Source organism: Halosimplex pelagicum (genome assembly GCF_013415905.1).
Classification (GTDB): domain Archaea; phylum Halobacteriota; class Halobacteria; order Halobacteriales; family Haloarculaceae; genus Halosimplex; species Halosimplex pelagicum.
Genome location: NZ_CP058909.1, coordinates 1,072,500 through 1,090,124 on the forward strand (window position 1 = coordinate 1,072,500; position 17,625 = coordinate 1,090,124).

General features: G+C 71.9%; 19 protein-coding genes. 3 read left to right on the plus strand and 16 right to left on the minus strand.

What is annotated here, in order from left to right; all coding sequences use genetic code 11:
* Positions 1-74 precede the first annotated feature (74 nt).
* The 5 genes from HZS54_RS05530 to HZS54_RS05550 all read right to left on the minus strand — a co-directional run bounded on the left by HZS54_RS05530 (position 75) and on the right by HZS54_RS05550 (position 5,426).
* On the minus strand, positions 75-1,310 hold the full coding sequence (locus tag HZS54_RS05530) for a glycosyltransferase family 4 protein (protein WP_179920943.1): 1,236 nt from the start codon (positions 1,308-1,310) through the stop codon (positions 75-77).
* A gap of 2 nt (positions 1,311-1,312) precedes the next feature.
* Entirely contained in the window at positions 1,313-2,239 is a 927-nt protein-coding gene (locus HZS54_RS05535) for an alkaline phosphatase family protein (RefSeq protein ID WP_179920944.1), read from the minus strand.
* Positions 2,240-2,335: 96 nt separating this feature from the next.
* Positions 2,336-3,001: a DUF7519 family protein gene (locus HZS54_RS05540; protein WP_179920945.1), complete on the minus strand. Its 666-nt coding sequence runs from the start codon at positions 2,999-3,001 to the stop codon at positions 2,336-2,338.
* Positions 2,998-4,674, minus strand: a complete 1,677-nt coding sequence (locus HZS54_RS05545; protein ID WP_179920946.1) for a DUF58 domain-containing protein — start codon at positions 4,672-4,674, stop codon at positions 2,998-3,000. The genes HZS54_RS05540 and HZS54_RS05545 overlap by 4 nt, the downstream gene beginning before the upstream one ends.
* Complete coding sequence (locus tag HZS54_RS05550; RefSeq protein ID WP_218927121.1) at positions 4,671-5,426, minus strand: DUF4129 domain-containing protein; 756 nt, start codon at positions 5,424-5,426, stop codon at positions 4,671-4,673. The genes HZS54_RS05545 and HZS54_RS05550 overlap by 4 nt, the downstream gene beginning before the upstream one ends.
* Before the next feature lie 639 nt (positions 5,427-6,065).
* On the opposite strand from HZS54_RS05550, the gene HZS54_RS05555 reads away from it, so the two are divergent.
* Positions 6,066-7,082, plus strand: coding sequence for a DUF368 domain-containing protein (locus HZS54_RS05555; RefSeq protein WP_179920947.1), 1,017 nt, complete (start codon positions 6,066-6,068; stop codon positions 7,080-7,082).
* A 34-nt stretch (positions 7,083-7,116) separates the two neighbouring features.
* Here HZS54_RS05555 and HZS54_RS05560 read toward each other — a convergent pair whose 3' ends face one another.
* The 11 genes from HZS54_RS05560 to HZS54_RS05610 all read right to left on the minus strand — a co-directional run bounded on the left by HZS54_RS05560 (position 7,117) and on the right by HZS54_RS05610 (position 15,374).
* Entirely contained in the window at positions 7,117-7,806 is a 690-nt protein-coding gene (locus HZS54_RS05560) for an urease accessory protein UreF (protein WP_179920948.1), read from the minus strand.
* A complete protein-coding gene (locus HZS54_RS05565) occupies positions 7,803-8,450 on the minus strand; it encodes an urease accessory protein UreE (protein ID WP_179920949.1) in 648 nt (215 codons plus the stop codon). Before HZS54_RS05565 ends, HZS54_RS05560 begins: the two co-directional genes overlap by 4 nt.
* Positions 8,450-9,439 (minus strand): urease accessory protein UreD, encoded by a 990-nt coding sequence (locus tag HZS54_RS05570; RefSeq protein WP_179920950.1) that lies wholly within the window; start codon positions 9,437-9,439, stop codon positions 8,450-8,452. The genes HZS54_RS05565 and HZS54_RS05570 overlap by 1 nt, the downstream gene beginning before the upstream one ends.
* A gap of 1 nt (position 9,440) precedes the next feature.
* On the minus strand, positions 9,441-10,064 hold the full coding sequence (gene ureG / locus HZS54_RS05575; protein WP_179920951.1) for an urease accessory protein UreG: 624 nt from the start codon (positions 10,062-10,064) through the stop codon (positions 9,441-9,443).
* The gene (locus tag HZS54_RS05580) at positions 10,061-10,432 is read right to left on the minus strand and encodes an urease subunit gamma (protein WP_179920952.1); all 372 of its coding nucleotides are present in this window, start codon (positions 10,430-10,432) and stop codon (positions 10,061-10,063) included. Before HZS54_RS05580 ends, ureG begins: the two co-directional genes overlap by 4 nt.
* An 8-nt stretch (positions 10,433-10,440) precedes the next feature.
* Positions 10,441-12,159: an urease subunit alpha gene (gene ureC, locus HZS54_RS05585; protein ID WP_179920953.1), complete on the minus strand. Its 1,719-nt coding sequence runs from the start codon at positions 12,157-12,159 to the stop codon at positions 10,441-10,443.
* Positions 12,156-12,614: an urease subunit beta gene (locus HZS54_RS05590; protein WP_179920954.1), complete on the minus strand. Its 459-nt coding sequence runs from the start codon at positions 12,612-12,614 to the stop codon at positions 12,156-12,158. Before HZS54_RS05590 ends, ureC begins: the two co-directional genes overlap by 4 nt.
* 157 nt (positions 12,615-12,771) lie before the next feature.
* Positions 12,772-13,599 carry an energy-coupling factor ABC transporter ATP-binding protein gene (locus HZS54_RS05595; RefSeq protein WP_179920955.1) on the minus strand — a complete coding sequence of 276 codons (828 nt, stop codon included), beginning with the start codon at positions 13,597-13,599 and terminating at the stop codon, positions 12,772-12,774.
* On the minus strand, positions 13,596-14,393 hold the full coding sequence (gene cbiQ / locus HZS54_RS05600; RefSeq protein WP_179920956.1) for a cobalt ECF transporter T component CbiQ: 798 nt from the start codon (positions 14,391-14,393) through the stop codon (positions 13,596-13,598). Before cbiQ ends, HZS54_RS05595 begins: the two co-directional genes overlap by 4 nt.
* A gap of 13 nt (positions 14,394-14,406) precedes the next feature.
* Positions 14,407-14,730: a PDGLE domain-containing protein gene (locus HZS54_RS05605; RefSeq protein ID WP_179920957.1), complete on the minus strand. Its 324-nt coding sequence runs from the start codon at positions 14,728-14,730 to the stop codon at positions 14,407-14,409.
* Entirely contained in the window at positions 14,730-15,374 is a 645-nt protein-coding gene (locus HZS54_RS05610; RefSeq protein WP_179920958.1) for an energy-coupling factor ABC transporter permease, read from the minus strand. Before HZS54_RS05610 ends, HZS54_RS05605 begins: the two co-directional genes overlap by 1 nt.
* A 142-nt stretch (positions 15,375-15,516) precedes the next feature.
* Here HZS54_RS05610 and nikR point away from each other — a divergent pair, with 142 nt between their 5' ends.
* Positions 15,517-15,927, plus strand: a complete 411-nt coding sequence (nikR, locus tag HZS54_RS05615) for a nickel-responsive transcriptional regulator NikR (RefSeq protein ID WP_006882023.1) — start codon at positions 15,517-15,519, stop codon at positions 15,925-15,927.
* A 382-nt stretch (positions 15,928-16,309) separates the two neighbouring features.
* Complete coding sequence (locus tag HZS54_RS05620) at positions 16,310-17,623, plus strand: urea ABC transporter substrate-binding protein (protein ID WP_179920959.1); 1,314 nt, start codon at positions 16,310-16,312, stop codon at positions 17,621-17,623.
* The last annotated feature ends 2 nt before the right edge of the window (positions 17,624-17,625 follow it).

A 17,625-nucleotide genomic window follows, 5' to 3' on the forward strand; every position in this document is an offset into this window, starting at 1 on the left:
CGTCCCGAATCACACCCGTCGTCGGACGCCGACCACCGACCGCCGGACGCCGACCGCCGACCGAGCCGGGGTCGCTACGGCTCGTCGGCGTCGGACCGCTCGACGGCTCGCTCGTACAGCTCCTCGAACTGCGGGACGACGGCGTCGGCCCGGTAACGCTCGACGGTCCGTTTCGCCGCCGCGGACGTGGCCGCGGCGTCCCCGTCGAACAGCTCGCGTATCGCGGTGGCGAACCCCTCGACGGAGCCGTCGGTGACCCGTCCGCCGTCGCCGACGATCTCGGCGACGCTCCCCACGTCGCTGGCGACGACGGGCGTCCCCGCCGCGAGCGCTTCGAGGAACACCCGGCCGAACGGCTCGTCCCACCGGCCGGGGTAGAGGAAACAGTCGTGGGCGGCGTACAGCGCCGGGAGGTCGTCGTTGTCGAGCCAGCCGGTGAACGTGACGGCCTCGTCGAGCCCCCGCTTTTCGGCCGCCGCCTCCAGGTCGGTCCGCAGTCCGCCGTCGCCGACGACGGTCAGACGGAACGGCCCGTCGCCCGACCGGTTCAGCCGGTCGAGGACCGGCACCAGCCGGTCGACGCCCTTGTGTTCGTCGAGCGAGCCGACGTACAGCAGGTCGTAGGGCGCCTCGAAGTCGCTCTCGTGTGGCCCGTCGAAGCGCTCGTCGAGGACGTTCGGGATCACGGAGAGTCGGTCGCGCGGGAAGCCGAAGTCGGCGTAGGTCTCGCGGATGTGCGGCGAGAGCGCGTGGTAGCCGTCGATCCGGTCGGCCACGCGCTCGCCGTCGCGGACCAGTTTCAGGTAGCCCAGCCGGCTGGCCGACCGGTACAGGGGGCCGTCCTCGTCGTGGCCGCCGCTCGTGGCCACCGAACAGGCCGCGCACTTCGCGAGCCCGTTGCTCGAACAGGGCTCCCGATCCATGTACCGGAGGTCGTTCTTCGGACAGACCGCGCCGTAGGCGTTCAGCGTCAGGACCGTCGCCGCCGTCGTCTCCGCCGCGACCTCGCCCAGCGCCGGGAGGCTGTTCATCACGTAGCTGTGGACCACGTCGTAGGCGTCGAACTCGTCGAGGCGCCCGCGCAGCGCGGCGTCCAGTTGCAGCGCCGAGTGGTACGGGTAGCCGTCCGTGTCCAGCGGGCGCACCGAGATGTCCGCCGCGAACGAGGCGTCGTCCGGCGGGTCCGCCCAGCAGTACGCCGTCACGTCGTGGCCGCGGTCGGCCAGCTCGAAGACGATCCGCGAGGCGCTGTGGGTCGCGCCCGTCCCCTCGCCCTGCGGATACGTCGGGTGGACGAAGCCGACCCGCACGGTTACTCCGCGTACCCCAGGTCCCGCAGCCTGTCGGCGACCACGTCGTCGTCGAGCGATCCGTCCGCGGCGGCGGGCGCCGACGCGTCGACGGTCCGGCGCGGGCCGTCCTCGTAGACGAGCCACGGCACGTCGACGAGTTCGGGCGTGTAGATCCCGCGCGGGTGGCCCCACTCCCGGAACGGGATCGGGAACGACCGCTCCCCGACCATGTTCCCGTGGTCGGCCGTGACGACCGTCTTCCCGTCGAGGTCGCGCAGCAACCGCTCGACGTGGGGTAACGCCCGGTCGAGGTTGGCGTCGTACAGCTCCCAGACCGCCTCGCGGTCGACGTCGACCCGCCCCTGCAACAGCTGGACCCAGACGTTCTCCTCGGTCGCCTCGGGGTCGGTGAAGTCACCGCCGTCGAAGTCGGCGTCCGCCCCGACGAACGGGTAATGGGGTTGCATGTAGTGGACGACGAGCCGCTTGTTCGGGTACTCCTCGTTCGCTCGCAGCGCCGCCGCCGTCACCGTCTCCGGGAGGACGGTCCCGTGTTCGTCGCTCCAGCCGTCGCCCGACCAGACCTCCACGATGTCGGCGAACTCCGCCCGGATCGACTCGCGGTGCTGGTGCAGCTGCGGGTTCGCGGTCACGTACACCGTGTCGCGCAGGTTGCGGCCGTCGACGTTCGCTCGCAGGAACTCCACGGTCGTCGACGCGCGCGACTGTCTGCGTTCGAGGTCGCCCGGCAGCGTCGACCGCCGCTCGAACATGTCGTACCGACAGGCGTCGAGCACGACCAGCGTGTCCCAGTCGGCCTCGAACGGGTCCGTCCCCGCCTCGTTGCACCGCCGGAGCCCGAGCCGACGGTGATACAGCCGGTTCGCGTGCCGACAGAACAGCACCGGCGTGTCGAGCGCGCGGACCAGTCGCGACCGCGTGTCCATATGCCTCCACTTCGCGCGACCCTCGGGATAGGTGTTACGCCATCTCTCCGTCCGTTCCGCTCGGAACCCTGGGCCTGCCAGCGGCCGATAGCTCGGTCACCGGAGCGCCGAGAGCACGAGGCCGACGCCGACGAGGAGGACGACGACGGCGACGCCGTCGGTGCCGGTGTCGACGACGAGGTAGGCGGCGGTTCCGAGCAGCGCCGCGGCGGTCCCGACCGCGGCGGTCGCGGCCACGTGCGCGAGTTCGAGGCGGGTGGTCGACGCCCCGCGGCCGAGCTGTTCGCCGACGGTGATCCCGTAGCGGCCGGCGTCCCACGCGAGCAGTGAGCACAGCGTCGCGCCGACCAGCGGGAGCACCGGCGCGCCGGCCAGCCCCGCCGACGCGACGCCGGCCACGAGCGCGACGGCGCCGGCGGTGACCCGCCGTCGACGGCCCCGCAGGGCACCGACCGCGACGAGGGCCGTCCCGACGAGCCCGAGCGCGCGCCCGCCGGTCGTCGGGAGCCACAGCGCGGCGACCGCCGCCAGCGCGACCGCGAGCCGAGCGCTCGTCCGCGCGGGCGAACGGTCGACCGACGCGGCCGTCGCGCGCGTTCCGGCCGTCGCCCCGGCCGAGGATGCGGCCGGCGCGCCCGCCGCGGACTCACGACCGGCCGGTCCGCCGTCGTCCGCTCCGCCCGATTTCGGGTCCATCCCCGACTCGTCGCCAGGGGCGGCGGGACCGTCCGCGGCGGGCGCCCGGTCGGTCGCGTCGCTCACGTCGACCACCGCCGTCGGGCCCGCGCCAGCGCGGCGTCGAACCGCTCGCCTTCCTCCCAGTCGACGACGCGGACGCCGGCCGACCGGGGCGACGACAGCCGCTCGTCGCGCTCGTCCGCGGCGCGCTCGTGGGGCTCGGTGTCGCGGACGGTCGGGTCGGGGCTCACGACGGTCACGTCGCGGCCGTAGGCGGCGAGACGGCGGGCGACCCGCCGCGGGTAGTCGTCGCAACACGGCGAGACCAGCATGATCTGCGTGTCGGGGTCGAGCCGGCGGTGGATCCGGCGGATACGCTGTGTTCGGAGGGTCTCGCGCCGGTCGGGCGGGTAGCGCTCGTGGAGCTTCCGGGCGGGCGGGACCGGCGACAGCGCGGGGTGGACGTTCAGCAACTCGCGACCGAGGGCGCGGTGGTCGCCGCCGGCGCCGGGGGCGAGCCGACACCCCTCCCGCTCGCGGCCGAACGTCTCGAAGCCGACGCGGTCGCCGGCGTCGAGGAGCGCGTCGAACACGCGGTGGGCGGCGTCGACGCCGCGCTCGACCGCGTGGTAGCCGTCGGGCGCCGACGCGCGGTAGGCGGCCCGCCGCGTGTCGACGACGAGCTGGACGACCGCCGACCGCTCCTCGCGGAACTCGACGGTCGCCAGCTCGCCGGTCTTGGCCAGCTGTCCCCAGTCGATCCGCGAGAGGGGGTCCGAGCGGCGGTACTCCCGGGTGGCGTGGAACTCGATTCCGGGGCCGCCCTCGTCGGTCTCGACGCGGCCGGCGAAGCCGGCTGTCGTCCCGCCGACGGGCACCCGCTCGCCGTCCAGCACCGGGAGCGTACAGCGCAGCGTCGTCGATGCGGCGACGGTCGTCTCGTACTCGACGGCGCCGCTGGGGTCCGCGACCGTCACCTCGGCCGGCGTCCAGTCGTGTTCGCCCCGCGTCGCCCGGACGGTGTAGGTGAACGTCGTCCGGCCGCCGGGGGCCAGCGGCGCGCCGTGGCGTGCCGAGCCGTCGACGACGGCTATCTCGTCGGGGACGCCGTCGACGACGCGCACGTCCGTCAGGTACTCGTCGCTCTCGTTTCGCAGTTCGACGCCGACGGTCACCGGGTCGCCGGGTTCGGGCGACTCCTCGGCGAGCCGCCGGCGGACGCTCACCGCGGGGTCGCCCGTCTCGGCGTCCCGGACCGGTGGTTCGACCGCGCCCGCGTAGCCCGCGACGGCGGCGCCGACGACCCCGGAGAGCACCAGCCCGGGCGCCCGCGAGACGACACCGAGCCCGCCCAGCACGAGCGCGACCGCCACCACGCCCGTCCAGTGGCCCGTCTCGTGGGCGAGGACCGCCGCCGCTTCGTTCCGCTCGCCGTCCTCGTCTTCCCCACCGTTTCCGCCGGGACCGACGGCCGCGTCGTCGCCCGCTCGGCTTCGGTCCCGCGCCCCGGCGAACGTGGGCTCCTCGTCGCCCGGAACCGGGACCAGATAGCCCCGTTCGGGGTCCCGCGGGCGCCAGCGGTCGGGGTCGACGAAGCGGCGGCCCGCCGCGCCGGCCAGCCCCGCGACGGCGAGGGCGACCGCCGCGAGCGCCGCGAGCGCGGCCGTGACCCGGGAGGGTCTGGGGCCGCCGCTCCACGCGGCCAGCCCCAGTCCGACGGCGACGACGGCGACGCCGACCCAGCCCCGGCGCTTCATCGTCGGTCCCCCTCCGTTCCGTCCCCGTCTCCGTCCTCGGCCGCGTCCGTCGAGGAGTCGGCGGTTCCGTCGTCGGCCGCACCGTCGTCGCTTCCATCGCCGTCGGCGTAGGCCGCCTCGATTCGGCGCAGCGCGGCGACGGCGCGGTCGGCGCGGTCGGCGGGGTCGCGCCCCCCGTAGCGCACCTCCGCGAACAGCTCGGTGAGTTCGGCCACGTCGTCGGGGTCCATGCCGGCGGCGACGGCGGCGTCGGCGAACTCCGCCGGCGCAGTGGTCTCGGGGTCGGGCGCGTCGACCAGGGCGCGCATCTCGTCCCAGGCGCGGTACACCTCGTTGTCCACGGCGGCGTCGGCGTCGATCCGGTCGGCGGCCGCGCCGGCCGCTCGTCCGACCGCCGACAGATCCACGTCGCCACCGTCCACCCCGCTCTCGTCGTCGTCGCCGACTCTCTCCAGCGACACGTCCGCGTCGGACCGGTACCAGAGGACCGCCGCTCCGACGGCGAGCGCGGTGAGCACCAGCGCGGGACCGGGGAACGGGACCGAGACGCCCCCGAGGATCGGGAACGGGAAGCCGATGGAGAATCCGGCCCCGTCGCCGGCCCCGACGAACGGCTGGCGCTCGACGAACGACGCGTTCCGCTCCCGGTCGACGCCCTCGGCGGGGTTCCCGGGGTCGACGGCCGCGACCGCGCCCAGCCCGACGACCGCCGCCGCGATCAGGAGTGCGGTCCCGAGCGACCGCCGGATCATCGTCGCCCCCCGGCGACCGGGCGCGGCCGCGCGTCGCTCGGCTGTGACCGCACCGACGACGCGGCGACGCGTCCGTGACCGGCCGACGGTCGACCGCGTTCCGGCCCGGTGGCGTGTCCGATAGTTCGCATCTGTCGACAGGAAACGGCTCGACCGATATTGTTCTTTGGGTGACAGAGTCGCGGACCGGGGCGATCCGGCGCCGCCCGCGTCGGCGGGGCCGACGGGCGACTGCGACAACTGACAGACCGTATAGTTATTTCGTCTACCAATAAGATTTACATAACCCCGGTTCGATGTGGGAAATGGAATGGCGTCAGGAGCGGTTACGGCCCCCGGCGCGGTCGCCGGGTAAGCAGCGGAACACGGAGCCGTCAGGCTCGCGAGCCCGCGGTCGACCGTGCCGGGGCAGCCTCCCGGCCGAGCGGTCGGGACGGCCGCTCGGCACACACCATTCCACCGCGGTCCGAACGTTCACCCCGTTCGGAATCCGCACCCGAACCACCCACACCCACCCACCCGAACCCACGCCGTCCGGACATCGCGTCCGGATTTTCACGCCCGTGATCGCGGCCGACACTCGGCCGCGGTCGTCCGTTCCACAAGAGACTTCCCGCCGATAGGCGAACGTGTAGTCGAATGACGACAGCCCCGGACAGCGCCCGCGACGAGGTGACGCTCCGCGAGTCGGTCCCGCCGGTCCGCGAGTGGCTGCGGACGTTCGTCGTCGGCCTGTTCATGGGGACCGCCGACGGCGTCCCCGGCGTCTCCGGCGGCACCGTCGCGCTCATCGCCGGCATCTACGAACGGCTCATCGCCGCGATCAACGCCGTCTCGCTCGACCGCTTCCTCGACGGTATCCGCGCGCTCACGCCGCTGGACGGCGGCGTCTCGCTCGACCGCGCCGCGGCCGTCCTCGAAGAGGTCGACGGCTGGTTCCTGATCGCCCTGCTGGGAGGTATCGCAACGGCAGTGATCGCCGTCGGTCAGGCGGTCGAAGTGGCCGACGAGGAGGCCCCCGTCCTGATGTTCGGCCTGTTCTTCGGGTTGATCGGCGCCTCCGCGCTCATCCTCCTGCGCGAGGTCGGAATCCGGACCGTCCCCGAGGTCGTCGCCGCCGTCGCCGGCGCGGCCGTCGCCTTCTTCGCCTCGGGCTACTCGGAAGCGCTGCTCGGCGGCGGGGGCCTCCTCGTCGTCTTCGTCGCCGGCGCCGTCGCCGTCAGCGCGATGATCCTCCCCGGTCTGTCGGGGTCGCTGCTGCTGGTGATCCTCGGGCAGTACACCTTCATGTACGACCGCCTCGGCGCGTTCCTCGATGGCCTGGTCGGGCTCGCGACCGGGGGCGCGACCGACGGGCTGGCCGGCGCCTCGGTCGACGTGGTCACGTTCGTCTGCGGCGGGCTCGTCGGGCTGTTCACCGTCGCCCGCCTCATCCGGAAGGCGCTGGCCGCCAACCGCGAGGTGACGTTCGCCTTCCTCGTCGCGCTCGTGCTCGGGGCGCTCCGGGCGCCGATCACGACGCTGAACGGCGACGAGTACGCCGTCGTCTGGAACACGCCGACCGTTCAGGCGTTCGCGGTCGCGGCCGTCGTCGGCGCCGTCGTCGTCCTCGTCCTCGACTGGTTCGCCGTCGACATCGACCTCGACAGCGTCTGAGGCGGTCGCGCGTTCCGCGAACACTGCCCGCCGTTCAGCTCAGGAACAGCCGCCGCTGGGCCCGCTCGTGTTCCGCGGAGCGCACGTCGATCAGCGGGGCAAAGGGCGCCATGTCGTCGATCCCCCGCTCCGTGCTCGCCTCGACGGCCTCGACCATCGCGGGTCGCAACTCGTCGAGGGCGCGCTGCACCTCGGTCGAACCCAGCCGCATGAGTCGCTGGGCTGCCCCGAGCTGCGCGGTCGCGAACTCGTGGCAGGCCAGCAGGCACGCCTCGCGCTCGGACACGTCCGCCAGCGCCGCGACGGTCCCGAGGACGACGGCGTAGTTGCCCGGCGCGTCGCCCGCGTCGACCGCCGCGCCGTACTCATCGAGGAGGTCCTCGTCGCGGAGGTCCCGCTGGAGCGTCAACAGCCGGTCGCCCGTCCGCTCGGAGCTCTCGCGGAACTCCGCCGCGAGCGTCGCCGCGGTCAGCCGCCGGTCGGCGCGCTCGACCTTCGACAGGTCGCCGTCGGCGGCCGCGGCGTGGGCCGCCCGCAACGCCACCAGGTCGGCGCGGCCGTGCTGGCGACGGAGGACCGTCGCGACGAGCTCGCGCAACTCGTCGGCGTCGGTCACGGCGTCGTCGGCGACGAACTGCTCCAGGGCGTAGGAGACGCTGTCGGTCCCCACCGGGAGGAACGAGTCGGCCAGCCGCAGTGACTCCAGCGTCGCCTCGTCGCTCACGATTCCTCACCTCCGGCGCCGTCGCCCCCCGATTTCGGGTCGAGCGTGCGCACGCCGTGGTCGTGACCGCCCTCGCCGTGACCGTGTGAGTGGGCGCCCTCGCCGTCGTGGCTGTGGGAGTGGTCGCCGTGGCTGTGGCCGGCTGCTCCGTGACCGTGGTCGGCTCCGCCGCCCTCGTCGAACAGCGCCGGCGCCACTTCGTCGTACCCGATAGTCGCGCCGTCGGGCAGGTGCGGCTCGACGGTCGACTCCATCCGCTCGCGGGTGTCCGCGAGGGGTAGGTACGCGCGGCCGTCCTCGACGGCCAGATCCCAGTGGCGGTTGCCGACGGCGTGGCCGAGTTCGAGCGCGGTCGTCACCGCCGCGCGGTCGGGGTCCGCGACGCCGCCGAAGTCGACGACCATCGCCGCGACCGCTTCGAGCGAGACGACGACGAGCCGGTCGCCAGTCGAGAGCACGTCGCCGTCGCGCAATTCGCGGGCGACGACGACGCCGAGGTCGGTGCCGTCGGCGGTCGTCGTGCGGAAGCGCGAGCGCCGCCGTTCGGTCTCGTCGACCGCAACGTGGAGCGGGTCGCCCCCGTCGACGCGTTCGGCGACGGACTCGTCGTCGAGCGACCCGACGAAGGTCTCGGCGACGAGCATCAGGGCCTCCGCGAGTCGGGCGCGCCGGCGCCCAGCAGGTCGGTTCTCGCCTCGTCCCACGCCGCTCGCAGCGAGGCGGTCACGGTCTCGGCGCGGTGGCCCAGCGCCCGGACGACGCACCCCGCGTCGTTCGGCAGGCGCGTCGCGCCCGCGCGCACGGTGTCGTCGCGGCCGTCGTCGGCCGCATCGCCGTCAGCCTCCGCGGCGCCCGTCGCGGCGGCGTGGAGCCGGTCGCTCAGGTCGTCGAGCGCGTCCGAATCCCCGAGCGGGACGAGCACGTACAGCGTCCCGACGACCGCGAACTCGCCCATGACGCCGGCCGCCGACGGGTCGGCGTCGGCGGGTCGGAGATGGGTCGCGTCGTCGACCAGCAGGTCGTCGTCGCGGCGGACGCGCAGCCGGGAGAGGTAGCGCTCGAAGTCGAAGCGTTCCCCGCGGGCGAGTCGACCGGGGACGACCACGTCGCCGACGACGGCGCTCGCGTCGGGCGCCAGGTCGAGGCCGAGTCGCTGGAAAAAGCGCGAGTCCTCGTGGAGGATAGTCGGCTCGGGCACGTAGTCGAGGTGGCCGCCCGCGCCCACCGACAGCGACACGTCCGCGGCGGCGTAGTTGCGCGCCATCGAGAGCACCTTCTGGGAGCTCTGCGTGGAGACGTGCGCCACCGCGTCGGCGCCGACCTCGACGGTCACGTCGTGGCGGTCGCCCTGGGCGACGCCGCCGGTCGGCGACTGGACGTACACCGTCTCGGCTTCGGGCAGCGGGTCGTGGCCGAGCGTGCCGCTGACGTGGAACGGCGCCCGGGCCAGATCCCGCACGAGGTTCGTCTCGCCAGCCTCGTCGGCGGCGAAGCGGAGTTCGAGCCGGCCGTCCTTGCCGGGCGAGCCGACCGCCGCCGCGGGGAGCGACTCCTCGGCGTAGTCGGCGAAGGCGGGGTGGGGCGGTTCCTCGTGCGTGACTCCCTGGGGCCGCTCGGGCGTGTCGGCCGCCATCTTACGCGAACAGCACGCCCTCGCTGACGTGCTCCCGTACCGCCTCGATCCCGTCGCCGGCCTTGCAGTTCGTGAAGACGAACGGACCTTCTCGAACGTCGTCGGCGTCGGCCTCCAGCACGTCCAGATCCACGTCGACGTGGGGCGCGAGGTCGGTCTTGTTGATCACGAGCAGGTCGCAGTCGACGACGCCCGGGCCGCGCTTGCGCGGGATGTCCTCGCCCTCCGCCACGCTGATGACGTACAGCGAGTAGTCGGCGAGTTCGGGGTTGAACGTCGCGGCGAGGTTGTCGCCGCCGCTCTCGACGATCACCAGATCGAGGTCGGGGTGCTCGGCGAGGAAGGCGTCGATCTGCGCGAGGTTCATCGAGGGGTCTTCGCGGATGCCGGTGTGGGGGCAGGCGCCGGTCTCGACGCCCGCGACCAGATCTTCGGGGACGACGCCGGCGAATCGCTCGCGTAGGGCGTCGGCGTCTTCCTGGGTGAGTACGTCGTTGGCGATGACGCCCACGTCCAGGCCCGCGTCGCGGAGTCGCGGGACGAGTTCGGTGACCAGGGCGGTCTTGCCCGATCCCACCGGGCCGCCGATGCCGACCGTCGCCACGTCGCGGTGGGTGAGGCTCACGCGTCACCCTCCTCGGCGGTGGCCTCGTCGTCCGCGTCGTCGCTCCCGGGGTCCATCGCGCCGGACGACCGGATCGGATCGTGGACGGTGACGAGCTTCGTCCCGTCGGGGAAGACCGGCTCGACCTGGATCATGTCGACCATCTCGGGGACGCCGGGCATCACGTCGTCGGGGTCGAGCAGCTGGGAGGCCTCCGCCCGTATTTCGGCCACGTCCCAGCCGTCGCGGGCGCGCTCGACGCACCAGTCGGAGATGAACGCGACCGCCTCGGGGTGGTTCAGCCTGACGCCGCGGTCGCGGCGGCGCCGGGCGAGCTCCGCGGCCATGAAGACCGTCAACCGCTCCTGCTCTTTGGGTGTTAGATTCATCCTGAGTGTTACAGCATGTACCGCTGGGCGAGTGGTAGCTCCTCGCTCGGTTCCGCCGAGACGACCTCGCCGTCGACCTCCACCTCGAAGGTCTCGGGGTCGATCTCGATGTCGTCGGGGCAGTAGTCGTTGTAGTGCATGTCGCCTTTCCCGGGCGTGCGAGCGCCCGAGACGGGGACGACGGGGCAGTCGAGACCGTACTCCTCGCCGACGCCGGCCTCGGCGGCGGCCGGGCTGACGAACGACAGCGAGAGGCCGTGTTTGGCCTTGCCGGCCGCGCCGGCGCGCGGGCGCTGCATGATCGGCTCGCAGGTCATCAGCGAGCCGTTGGCCTCGCCCATCTCCGAGTACACCGGGAACCCGCCCTTGAACGTCATCGCGGGCTTGATCCCGAAGAAGGCGGGGTCCCACAGCACCACGTCGGCCAGTTTCCCGGGTTCGAGCGTGCCGACGTAGTCGTCGATGCCCGCCGAGATGGCGGGGTTGATCGTGTACTTCGCGAGGTAGCGCTTCGCGCGGAAGTTGTCCGCGTCGTCGTGGGTGTCGGCCGCCTCGTCCTCCGGGAGGGCGCCGCGCTGGGCCTTCATCTTCGAGGCGGTCTGCCACGTCCGGCAGATCACCTCGGCCATCCGGCCCATCGCCTGGGAGTCGGAGGTCATCATCGAGATGGCGCCCACGTCGTGGAGCACGTCCTCGGCGCCGATGGTCTCCGCGCGCACGCGGGACTCCGCGAAGGCCACGTCCTCCGGCACGTCGGGGTTGAGGTGGTGACACACCATCACCATGTCCAGGTGCTCGTCGAAGGTGTTCACCGTGTAGGGCATCGAGGGGTTGGTCGAGGAGGGGAGCATGTTCGGCTGGCCGACCATCTCCATGATGTCCGGGGCGTGGCCGCCGCCGGCGCCCTCGATGTGGAACAGGTGCATCGTCCGCCCGTCGACGGCGGCGAACGTGTTCTCCACGAACCCGGCCTCGTTGAGCGTGTCCGTGTGCATGCACACCTGCACGTCCTCCTCCTCGGCCACGTCGAGACAGGTGTCGATAGCGGCGGGCATCGACCCCCAGTCCTCGTGGAGCTTCAGCCCGCAGGCGCCCGCTTCGACCTGCTCGCGGAGGGGGCCGGGCTTGGAGGCGTTGCCCTTGCCGTAGAAGCCGACGTTGACCGGCCACTCCTCGGCGGCCTGCAGGAATCGCTTGATGTTCTCCGGGCCGGTCGTCGTCGTGGTCGCGCCGCCGCCGTAGCCGCCGCCGAGCATCGTCGTGATGCCCGACGCGAGCGCGTGGTCGTGCAGTTGCGCGGAGTTGAAGTGGATGTGGATGTCCAGCCCGCCGGGGGTGGCGATCTTCCCCTCGGCGGGGTACACGTCGGTCGACGGGCCGACGACCATGTCGACGCCGTCCATCGTGTCGGGGTTGCCGGCCTTGCCGACGCCGGCGATCTCGCCGTCGCGGATGCCGATGTCCGCCGCGACGATCCCCAAAATCGGGTCCATCACCAGGGCGTTCGTCAGCACCCAGTCCAGTGCGCCTTCCTCTTGGGTCGTGCTCGGGGACTGCCCGAGGCCGTCCCGCAGGGTCTTCCCGCCGCCGAAGACCGCCTCGTCGCCCGGCGTTCGGAGGTCCTCCTCGACCTCGACGAACAGCTCGGTGTCGCCCAGCCGCACGCGGTCGCCGGTCGTCGGGCCGTACAGCTCCGCGTAGGCCTCGCGGTCGACCTCGCGTGTCATGGCTCGTCCTCCGTGTCGTCGGTCGCGTCTGTCGTGTCATCGGCGGACTCGTCCGCGCTGTCGAGCTTCCCGGCCTGGTCGGGGATCCCGCCGAAGCCCTGCCGGTGGGCGCGCTCGACCGCCGCCGCGGCGTCGCCGTCGACGCTCCCGTTGACGAGGCCGTTCATCCCGTGGGCGACGCGCTTGCCGCCGATAGCGACGAGTTCGACCGTCTGCTCGTCGCCGGGTTCGAACCGGACCGCGGTGCCCGCGGGGATGTTCAGCCGCATCCCGAAGGCGGCCTCGCGGTCGAACTCGAGGGCGGCGTTGGCCTCGAAGAAGTGGAAGTGCGACCCCACCTGCACCGGCCGGTCGCCCGCGTTGCCGACCGTCACTTCCGCCGTCTCCCGACCCTCGTTTATCGTCACTGTCCCCTCCGCCGCCCGCACCTCGCCGGGGACGAGTTCCTCGGTCATACCACCACGTCCGTCGACAGTTTCGGTCGATAGTCGATCATCTGCGCGATTATTTGGATAGCCGTCCCAAGGCGGTTCGCTTCGGCGCAAATAGCACCGTCCGATCTCGGATAGTCTCCCGATCGTTCGAATCGATGGGTGGGAATCGAAAAATCGATCAGATATCGTCGCCGAGGCGGTCGCGAGCCGCCTCGACGGTCAGCGGCGGGTCGTCGGTCAGCCCGTCGAACAGCCGGACGACCTGCGGGGGCCGCAGGTCGCAGTCGGTCAGCAGGGCGGTGTCGGTCAGGATCTCGCGGGTGGAGCCGGTCGCGGCGACGCGGCCGGCGGTGTCGAGCAGGACCACGCGGTCGGCGACCCGGGGGACCAGCTCCGTATCGGGCGTCGAGACGACGAGCGTGACGCCCTCGGCGACCAGTTCGTCGAGCAGGGCGAGGACGGTCTCGCGGTTGGCGGCGTCGATATCGCTCACGGGCTCGTCCAGCAGGAGCGCGTCGGGCTCGACGGTGAGCGCGCTCGCCAGCGCCGCCCGGCGCTGCTGGCCGCCGCTGAGCCGGAAGGGCGGTTTCGACAGCAACTCGGTCAGGTCGAGCCGCTCGGCGACGCGCTCGACGCGGGCCTCGGCCTCGCCGTCGGGCAGATCCTGCTGGGCGGGGCCGTAGGCCAGGTCCTCGCGGACGGTGGGGTTGAACAGGTAGTCGGCGGGGTTCTGCGTGAGGACGCTCAACCGGTCGCGGACGGCGTCGGCGTCGGTCGTCTCCCCGAAGTAGCGAACCCGGCCCTCGTCGGGGTCGATCAGGCCGCCGAGCAGCTGGAGCAGCGTCGACTTGCCGGCGCCGTTCGGGCCGAGCAGGGCGACCCGCTCGCCGCGTTCGACGGTCACGTCGACGCCGTCGACCGCGGGCGTGCCGTCCGGGTAGGCGTAGCGGAGGCCGGTCGCGTCGATGGCCGGTGTGTTTGGATCGCCGGCGTCCTCGTCGCTCACGCCAGTCCCACCCCGACGATGGCGACGGCGACGACCAGTCCAAAGGCGGCGTCGGCCCGGCCGAGCGGCGTCCGGTCGGCGGTCGGCCGCGGGCCGCCACCGCCCCCGCGGGCGCGAGCGGCGCGTTCGACGCGCTCGCCGCGTTCGACGCTCCGCAGGAGGAAGGTCCCGAGGAAGTTCCCCGAATCGCGCCAGGTCCGACGCAGGTCCGGCTCGGCGATCGTCCGGCTCCGGCGCGCGCGGGCCATCCGTTCGAGTTCCGCGAAAAAGAGGAGGAGGTAGCGGTAGGTGATCGCCAGCAGCGAGACGGCGATGGCCGGCGCCCGCAGGCGCGCGAGCCCGCCGAGCAGGTCCGAGAAGCGCGTCGTCAGCAGCAGCAGCGAGAGGAAGGCCACGCAGACGCCGACGCGGGCGGTGAAGACCGCGACGTAGGCGACGCCGGCCGCCGAGAGCGGCGTCCCGCCGAGCGTCGGTCCGCCCATCAGCAACGCCTGGGGGGCGACGGCGACGAGCGCGAACGCGGGTGGGCCGGCGACGCGACCGAGGAAGGTCCGCGCGGGGACGCGCGAGGCGACTGCGAGGGCGCCGGCCAGCGTCGCCAGCGCCGCGACCCCCTGGAGGTCCCGACGCGTGACCGTCAGCGCGACCAGCGCGACCAGTCCGACGAGCTTGACGCTCGGCGCGACGGCCTGCAGGAAGCCCGCGCGATCGGGCGCGTCCTCGGCGAGGAGGAACCACCGGGCGCGCTCGGAGAGCCCGGCGAGCGTGCGGTCGAGCAGGTCCGTCCGGCTCATCGGCGGTCGCCGCTCACCGCACCGCGTCGGTGTCGGTGTCCGTGTCGGCGTCGCTCCCGAGAACGCGGCCGATCCCGAACGCGACGAGCAGGGTCAGCCCGGTCCCGACGAGCGCCGAGACGAGCGTGCCGGGCGCGGAACCGAGCCCGGGGACGCCGTAGTCGGGGAACGGCGCCGACTCGACGGGTTCGGCTTCCTCGACGGCGCCGGTCGCCTCGGCGGCGTTCTCTAGGGGCTCGGCGTAGCCGACCTGGCCGGCGGCCCAGCCGAAGACGGGCGCCAGCAGCGCCAGCGCGACGAGGACTGCGACCGCCTTCGGGAACCAGTCGGGCGCCATCAGGCGCTCACCTCCGGCTCCGGCGCGGTCGTCGGCCGCAGGTCCGGTCGCGCCTGCGCGAGGTAGCGGTAGACGACGGCCGTGATGGCGCCCTCGATCAGCCCGAGGACGAGGTGGCCGACGCCCATGATCGCCAGCGTCGTCAGCAGTTCGTACTGGAACGCCGAGGAGAGGCCGAGCTGGAGCCCGGCGGTCAGCGCCCCGGCGGTGATGCCGAGCCAGCCGGCGGCGAAGGCCGCGCGGAACTCGCCGTACGGCGCGACCATACGGTATATCGCGTAGCCGACGTACACCTCGACGATGGCCATGTTGAACACGTTCGCGCCGAGGACGACGAGCCCGCCGTCGCCGAACACGAGCGCCTGGACCGCGACCACCGTCGCGACGCAGAGCGCCCCGAGGTGGGGGCCGAGCAAGATCGCGGCGAAGGCGCCGCCGACGAAGTGGGCGCTCGTCCCGCCGGGGATCGGCCAGTTGAGCATCTGTGCGGCGAACACGCCCGCGGCGACGACGCCCACGAGCGGCGCGCGGGTGTCCGATATCTCGCCGCCGACGCGCCGGGCGGCGTAGCTCAGGGTCGCCACCGACAGCGCCGCGAACAGCACGGCCAGCGGCAGGTCGACGAAACCGTCCGGGATGTGCATACTCGCCGGTCACCGTCGCACCGGATAATACTTTCTCATCGCGCAGTATTACTGGGCCGGCGCCGGGAGTCGAGGGGTGGGGCGGCGACAGCGTCGGCCGCGGGTGACCAGCCATATTACGGCGACCGTCGTAGCCGGGTACATGAGCGACGACATCGACCGCATCAGCCTGACGCTGCCGTCGTCGATGGTCGAGCGGCTGGACGGCATCGTCGACGACTGGGAGTACGACAGCCGGTCGGAGGCGGTCCGGGACTCGCTGCGGGACTTCTTCGCGGACTACGAGTGGGAGACCGGCGGTGGCGGCCACCACCACGGCACCATCGTGATCGTCCACGACCACCACGTCGACGGCATCGCCGACGACCTCCAGACGATCCAGCACGAGATGGCCGAGGCGATCACCTCCGTCCAGCACATCCACCTCTCGCACGACACCTGCATGGAGACGCTCGTCGTCGAGGGGTCGGCCGGCGACATCACCGAACTCGCCAACCGACTCCGGGCGCTCGGCGGCGTCCAGCAGGTCAAGGTCGTCGTCGTCGACGAGTAGCGACCGCACCCCGTCGTTTCACTCACGTGGAACCTGCCCGCTCGTTCTGATCGTCCGGTCACTGTCACGTTTCGCGGATCCGGCCCGGACCGACGCGGAGATCGCGTTCGGTCGTCACTCTTGGTATAATTGCGGAACTGTGGTTTTATCGTCGTCATCGTTCGAACGTACACCATTTGCGTGCCGTCCTAACATACCCTAATATTCAAGCGAGGTGTCTTGGACATCTATAATACGCGAGTGCAAACCCTTATTTGCCGTCTGCGAAATCGAAGGTACGTACGCATATGATGGACGTTCATGCGGTGTCGAACGGGTACAGTGGTGGAAACAATGAAATTTCGGCCGTATTTAGTGACGTTTCTGTATCGGGGGTCGCGGCATGAGCGGTGACGGGATCAGCCGCCGTCAGTTCGTGACGGCGGGGGGTGCGGCGATGGTCGCCGGGCTGGCCGGGTGTTCGAGCACCGACGACGGCGGCGCGACGACCGACACGATGAGCAGCGCGGACACGGTGAAGATCGGCGTGCTGGAGGACCAGTCCGGGAACTTCGCGCTGAACGGCACGCCGAAGTACCGGGCGTCGATGCTCGCCATCGAGGAGATCAACAACGACGGCGGCATCGGCGGACGGGAGATCGAGCCGGTCACGCGGGACCCCCAGTCGGACAACCAGCGCTACCAGGAGCTGACGCGGGAGTTCATCAACGAGGAGAACGTCGACGCGCTCTGGGCGGGCTACTCCTCGGCGACCCGGGAGGCCATCCGACCGATCATCAACCGCAACGAACAGCTGTACTTCTACACGACCCAGTACGAGGGCGGCGTCTGCGACAAGACGACCTTCGCGATGGGGCCGACCGCGCGACAGCAACTCGGCAGCGTGCTCCCGTACCTGCGCGAGGAGTTCGGGGAGGACATCTACATCATCGCGGCCGACTACAACTTCGGGCAGCTGTCGGCCGACTGGGTGCGCGTGCTGGCCGACGAGAACGACGCCAACATCGTCGGCGAGGAGTTCATCCCGCTCTCGGAGTCCAGTTTCGGCTCGGTCATCAACAACATCCAGGCGGCCGACCCCGACTTCGTGATGTCGATGCTCGTCGGCGCGAACCACGCCTCCTTCTACGAGCAGAAGGCCTCGGCGGGGCTGGACGTGCCCATCGGCACCTCGACGGCGATGGCCCAGGGCTACGAGCACAAGCGCCTGGATGCGCCGGCGCTGGCCAACGTCTACGCCGGCGTCAACTACATGGAGGAGGTCCCGACCGAGAGCAACGCCGGCGACGGCGGCCTCGTTGACCGCTACTACGAGAAGTACCCCGACGAGGGCGAGTACGTCAACGAGGAGGCCGAGACGAACTACTTCTCGACGTACATGTACAAAGAGGCCGTCGAGCAGGCCGGCACGGTCGAACAGCCGGAGGTCATCGAGGCGCTGGAGTCCGGCATCAGCCTCGGCACCGAGCGCGCGCCGGAGGCGCCCGAAGGTGAGACGATCGAACTCGACGGCGCGACCCACCACGTCGACCACCACATGTGGGTCATGCGCGCGGACGACGAGCACAACGTCGAGGCGATCACCGACCGCAAGATCCCCGAGCAGTTCCTCTCGGAGACGGTCGGCTGCGACCTGCGCGAGGAGTCCGAACAGACTCAGTACACGCCGGTCGACTACTTCGAGGAGGCCAAGTAGGG

Excerpts from the sequence above, each read along its gene's own strand:
- HZS54_RS05535 (WP_179920944.1), bottom strand. The coding sequence starts at position 2,239 with ATGGACACGCGGTCGCGACTGGTCCGCGCGCTCGACACGCCGGTGCTG.
- HZS54_RS05545 (WP_179920946.1), bottom strand. The coding sequence starts at position 4,674 with ATGAAGCGCCGGGGCTGGGTCGGCGTCGCCGTCGTCGCCGTCGGACTG.
- HZS54_RS05550 (WP_218927121.1), bottom strand. The coding sequence starts at position 5,426 with ATGATCCGGCGGTCGCTCGGGACCGCACTCCTGATCGCGGCGGCGGTC.
- HZS54_RS05555 (WP_179920947.1), top strand. The coding sequence starts at position 6,066 with ATGACGACAGCCCCGGACAGCGCCCGCGACGAGGTGACGCTCCGCGAG.
- HZS54_RS05565 (WP_179920949.1), bottom strand. The coding sequence starts at position 8,450 with ATGCTCGTCGCCGAGACCTTCGTCGGGTCGCTCGACGACGAGTCCGTC.
- HZS54_RS05570 (WP_179920950.1), bottom strand. The coding sequence starts at position 9,439 with ATGGCGGCCGACACGCCCGAGCGGCCCCAGGGAGTCACGCACGAGGAA.
- HZS54_RS05580 (WP_179920952.1), bottom strand. The coding sequence starts at position 10,432 with ATGAATCTAACACCCAAAGAGCAGGAGCGGTTGACGGTCTTCATGGCC.
- ureC (WP_179920953.1), bottom strand. The coding sequence starts at position 12,159 with ATGACACGCGAGGTCGACCGCGAGGCCTACGCGGAGCTGTACGGCCCG.
- HZS54_RS05590 (WP_179920954.1), bottom strand. The coding sequence starts at position 12,614 with ATGACCGAGGAACTCGTCCCCGGCGAGGTGCGGGCGGCGGAGGGGACA.
- cbiQ (WP_179920956.1), bottom strand. The coding sequence starts at position 14,393 with ATGAGCCGGACGGACCTGCTCGACCGCACGCTCGCCGGGCTCTCCGAG.
- HZS54_RS05605 (WP_179920957.1), bottom strand. The coding sequence starts at position 14,730 with ATGGCGCCCGACTGGTTCCCGAAGGCGGTCGCAGTCCTCGTCGCGCTG.
- HZS54_RS05610 (WP_179920958.1), bottom strand. The coding sequence starts at position 15,374 with ATGCACATCCCGGACGGTTTCGTCGACCTGCCGCTGGCCGTGCTGTTC.
- nikR (WP_006882023.1), top strand. The coding sequence starts at position 15,517 with ATGAGCGACGACATCGACCGCATCAGCCTGACGCTGCCGTCGTCGATG.
- HZS54_RS05620 (WP_179920959.1), top strand. The coding sequence starts at position 16,310 with ATGAGCGGTGACGGGATCAGCCGCCGTCAGTTCGTGACGGCGGGGGGT.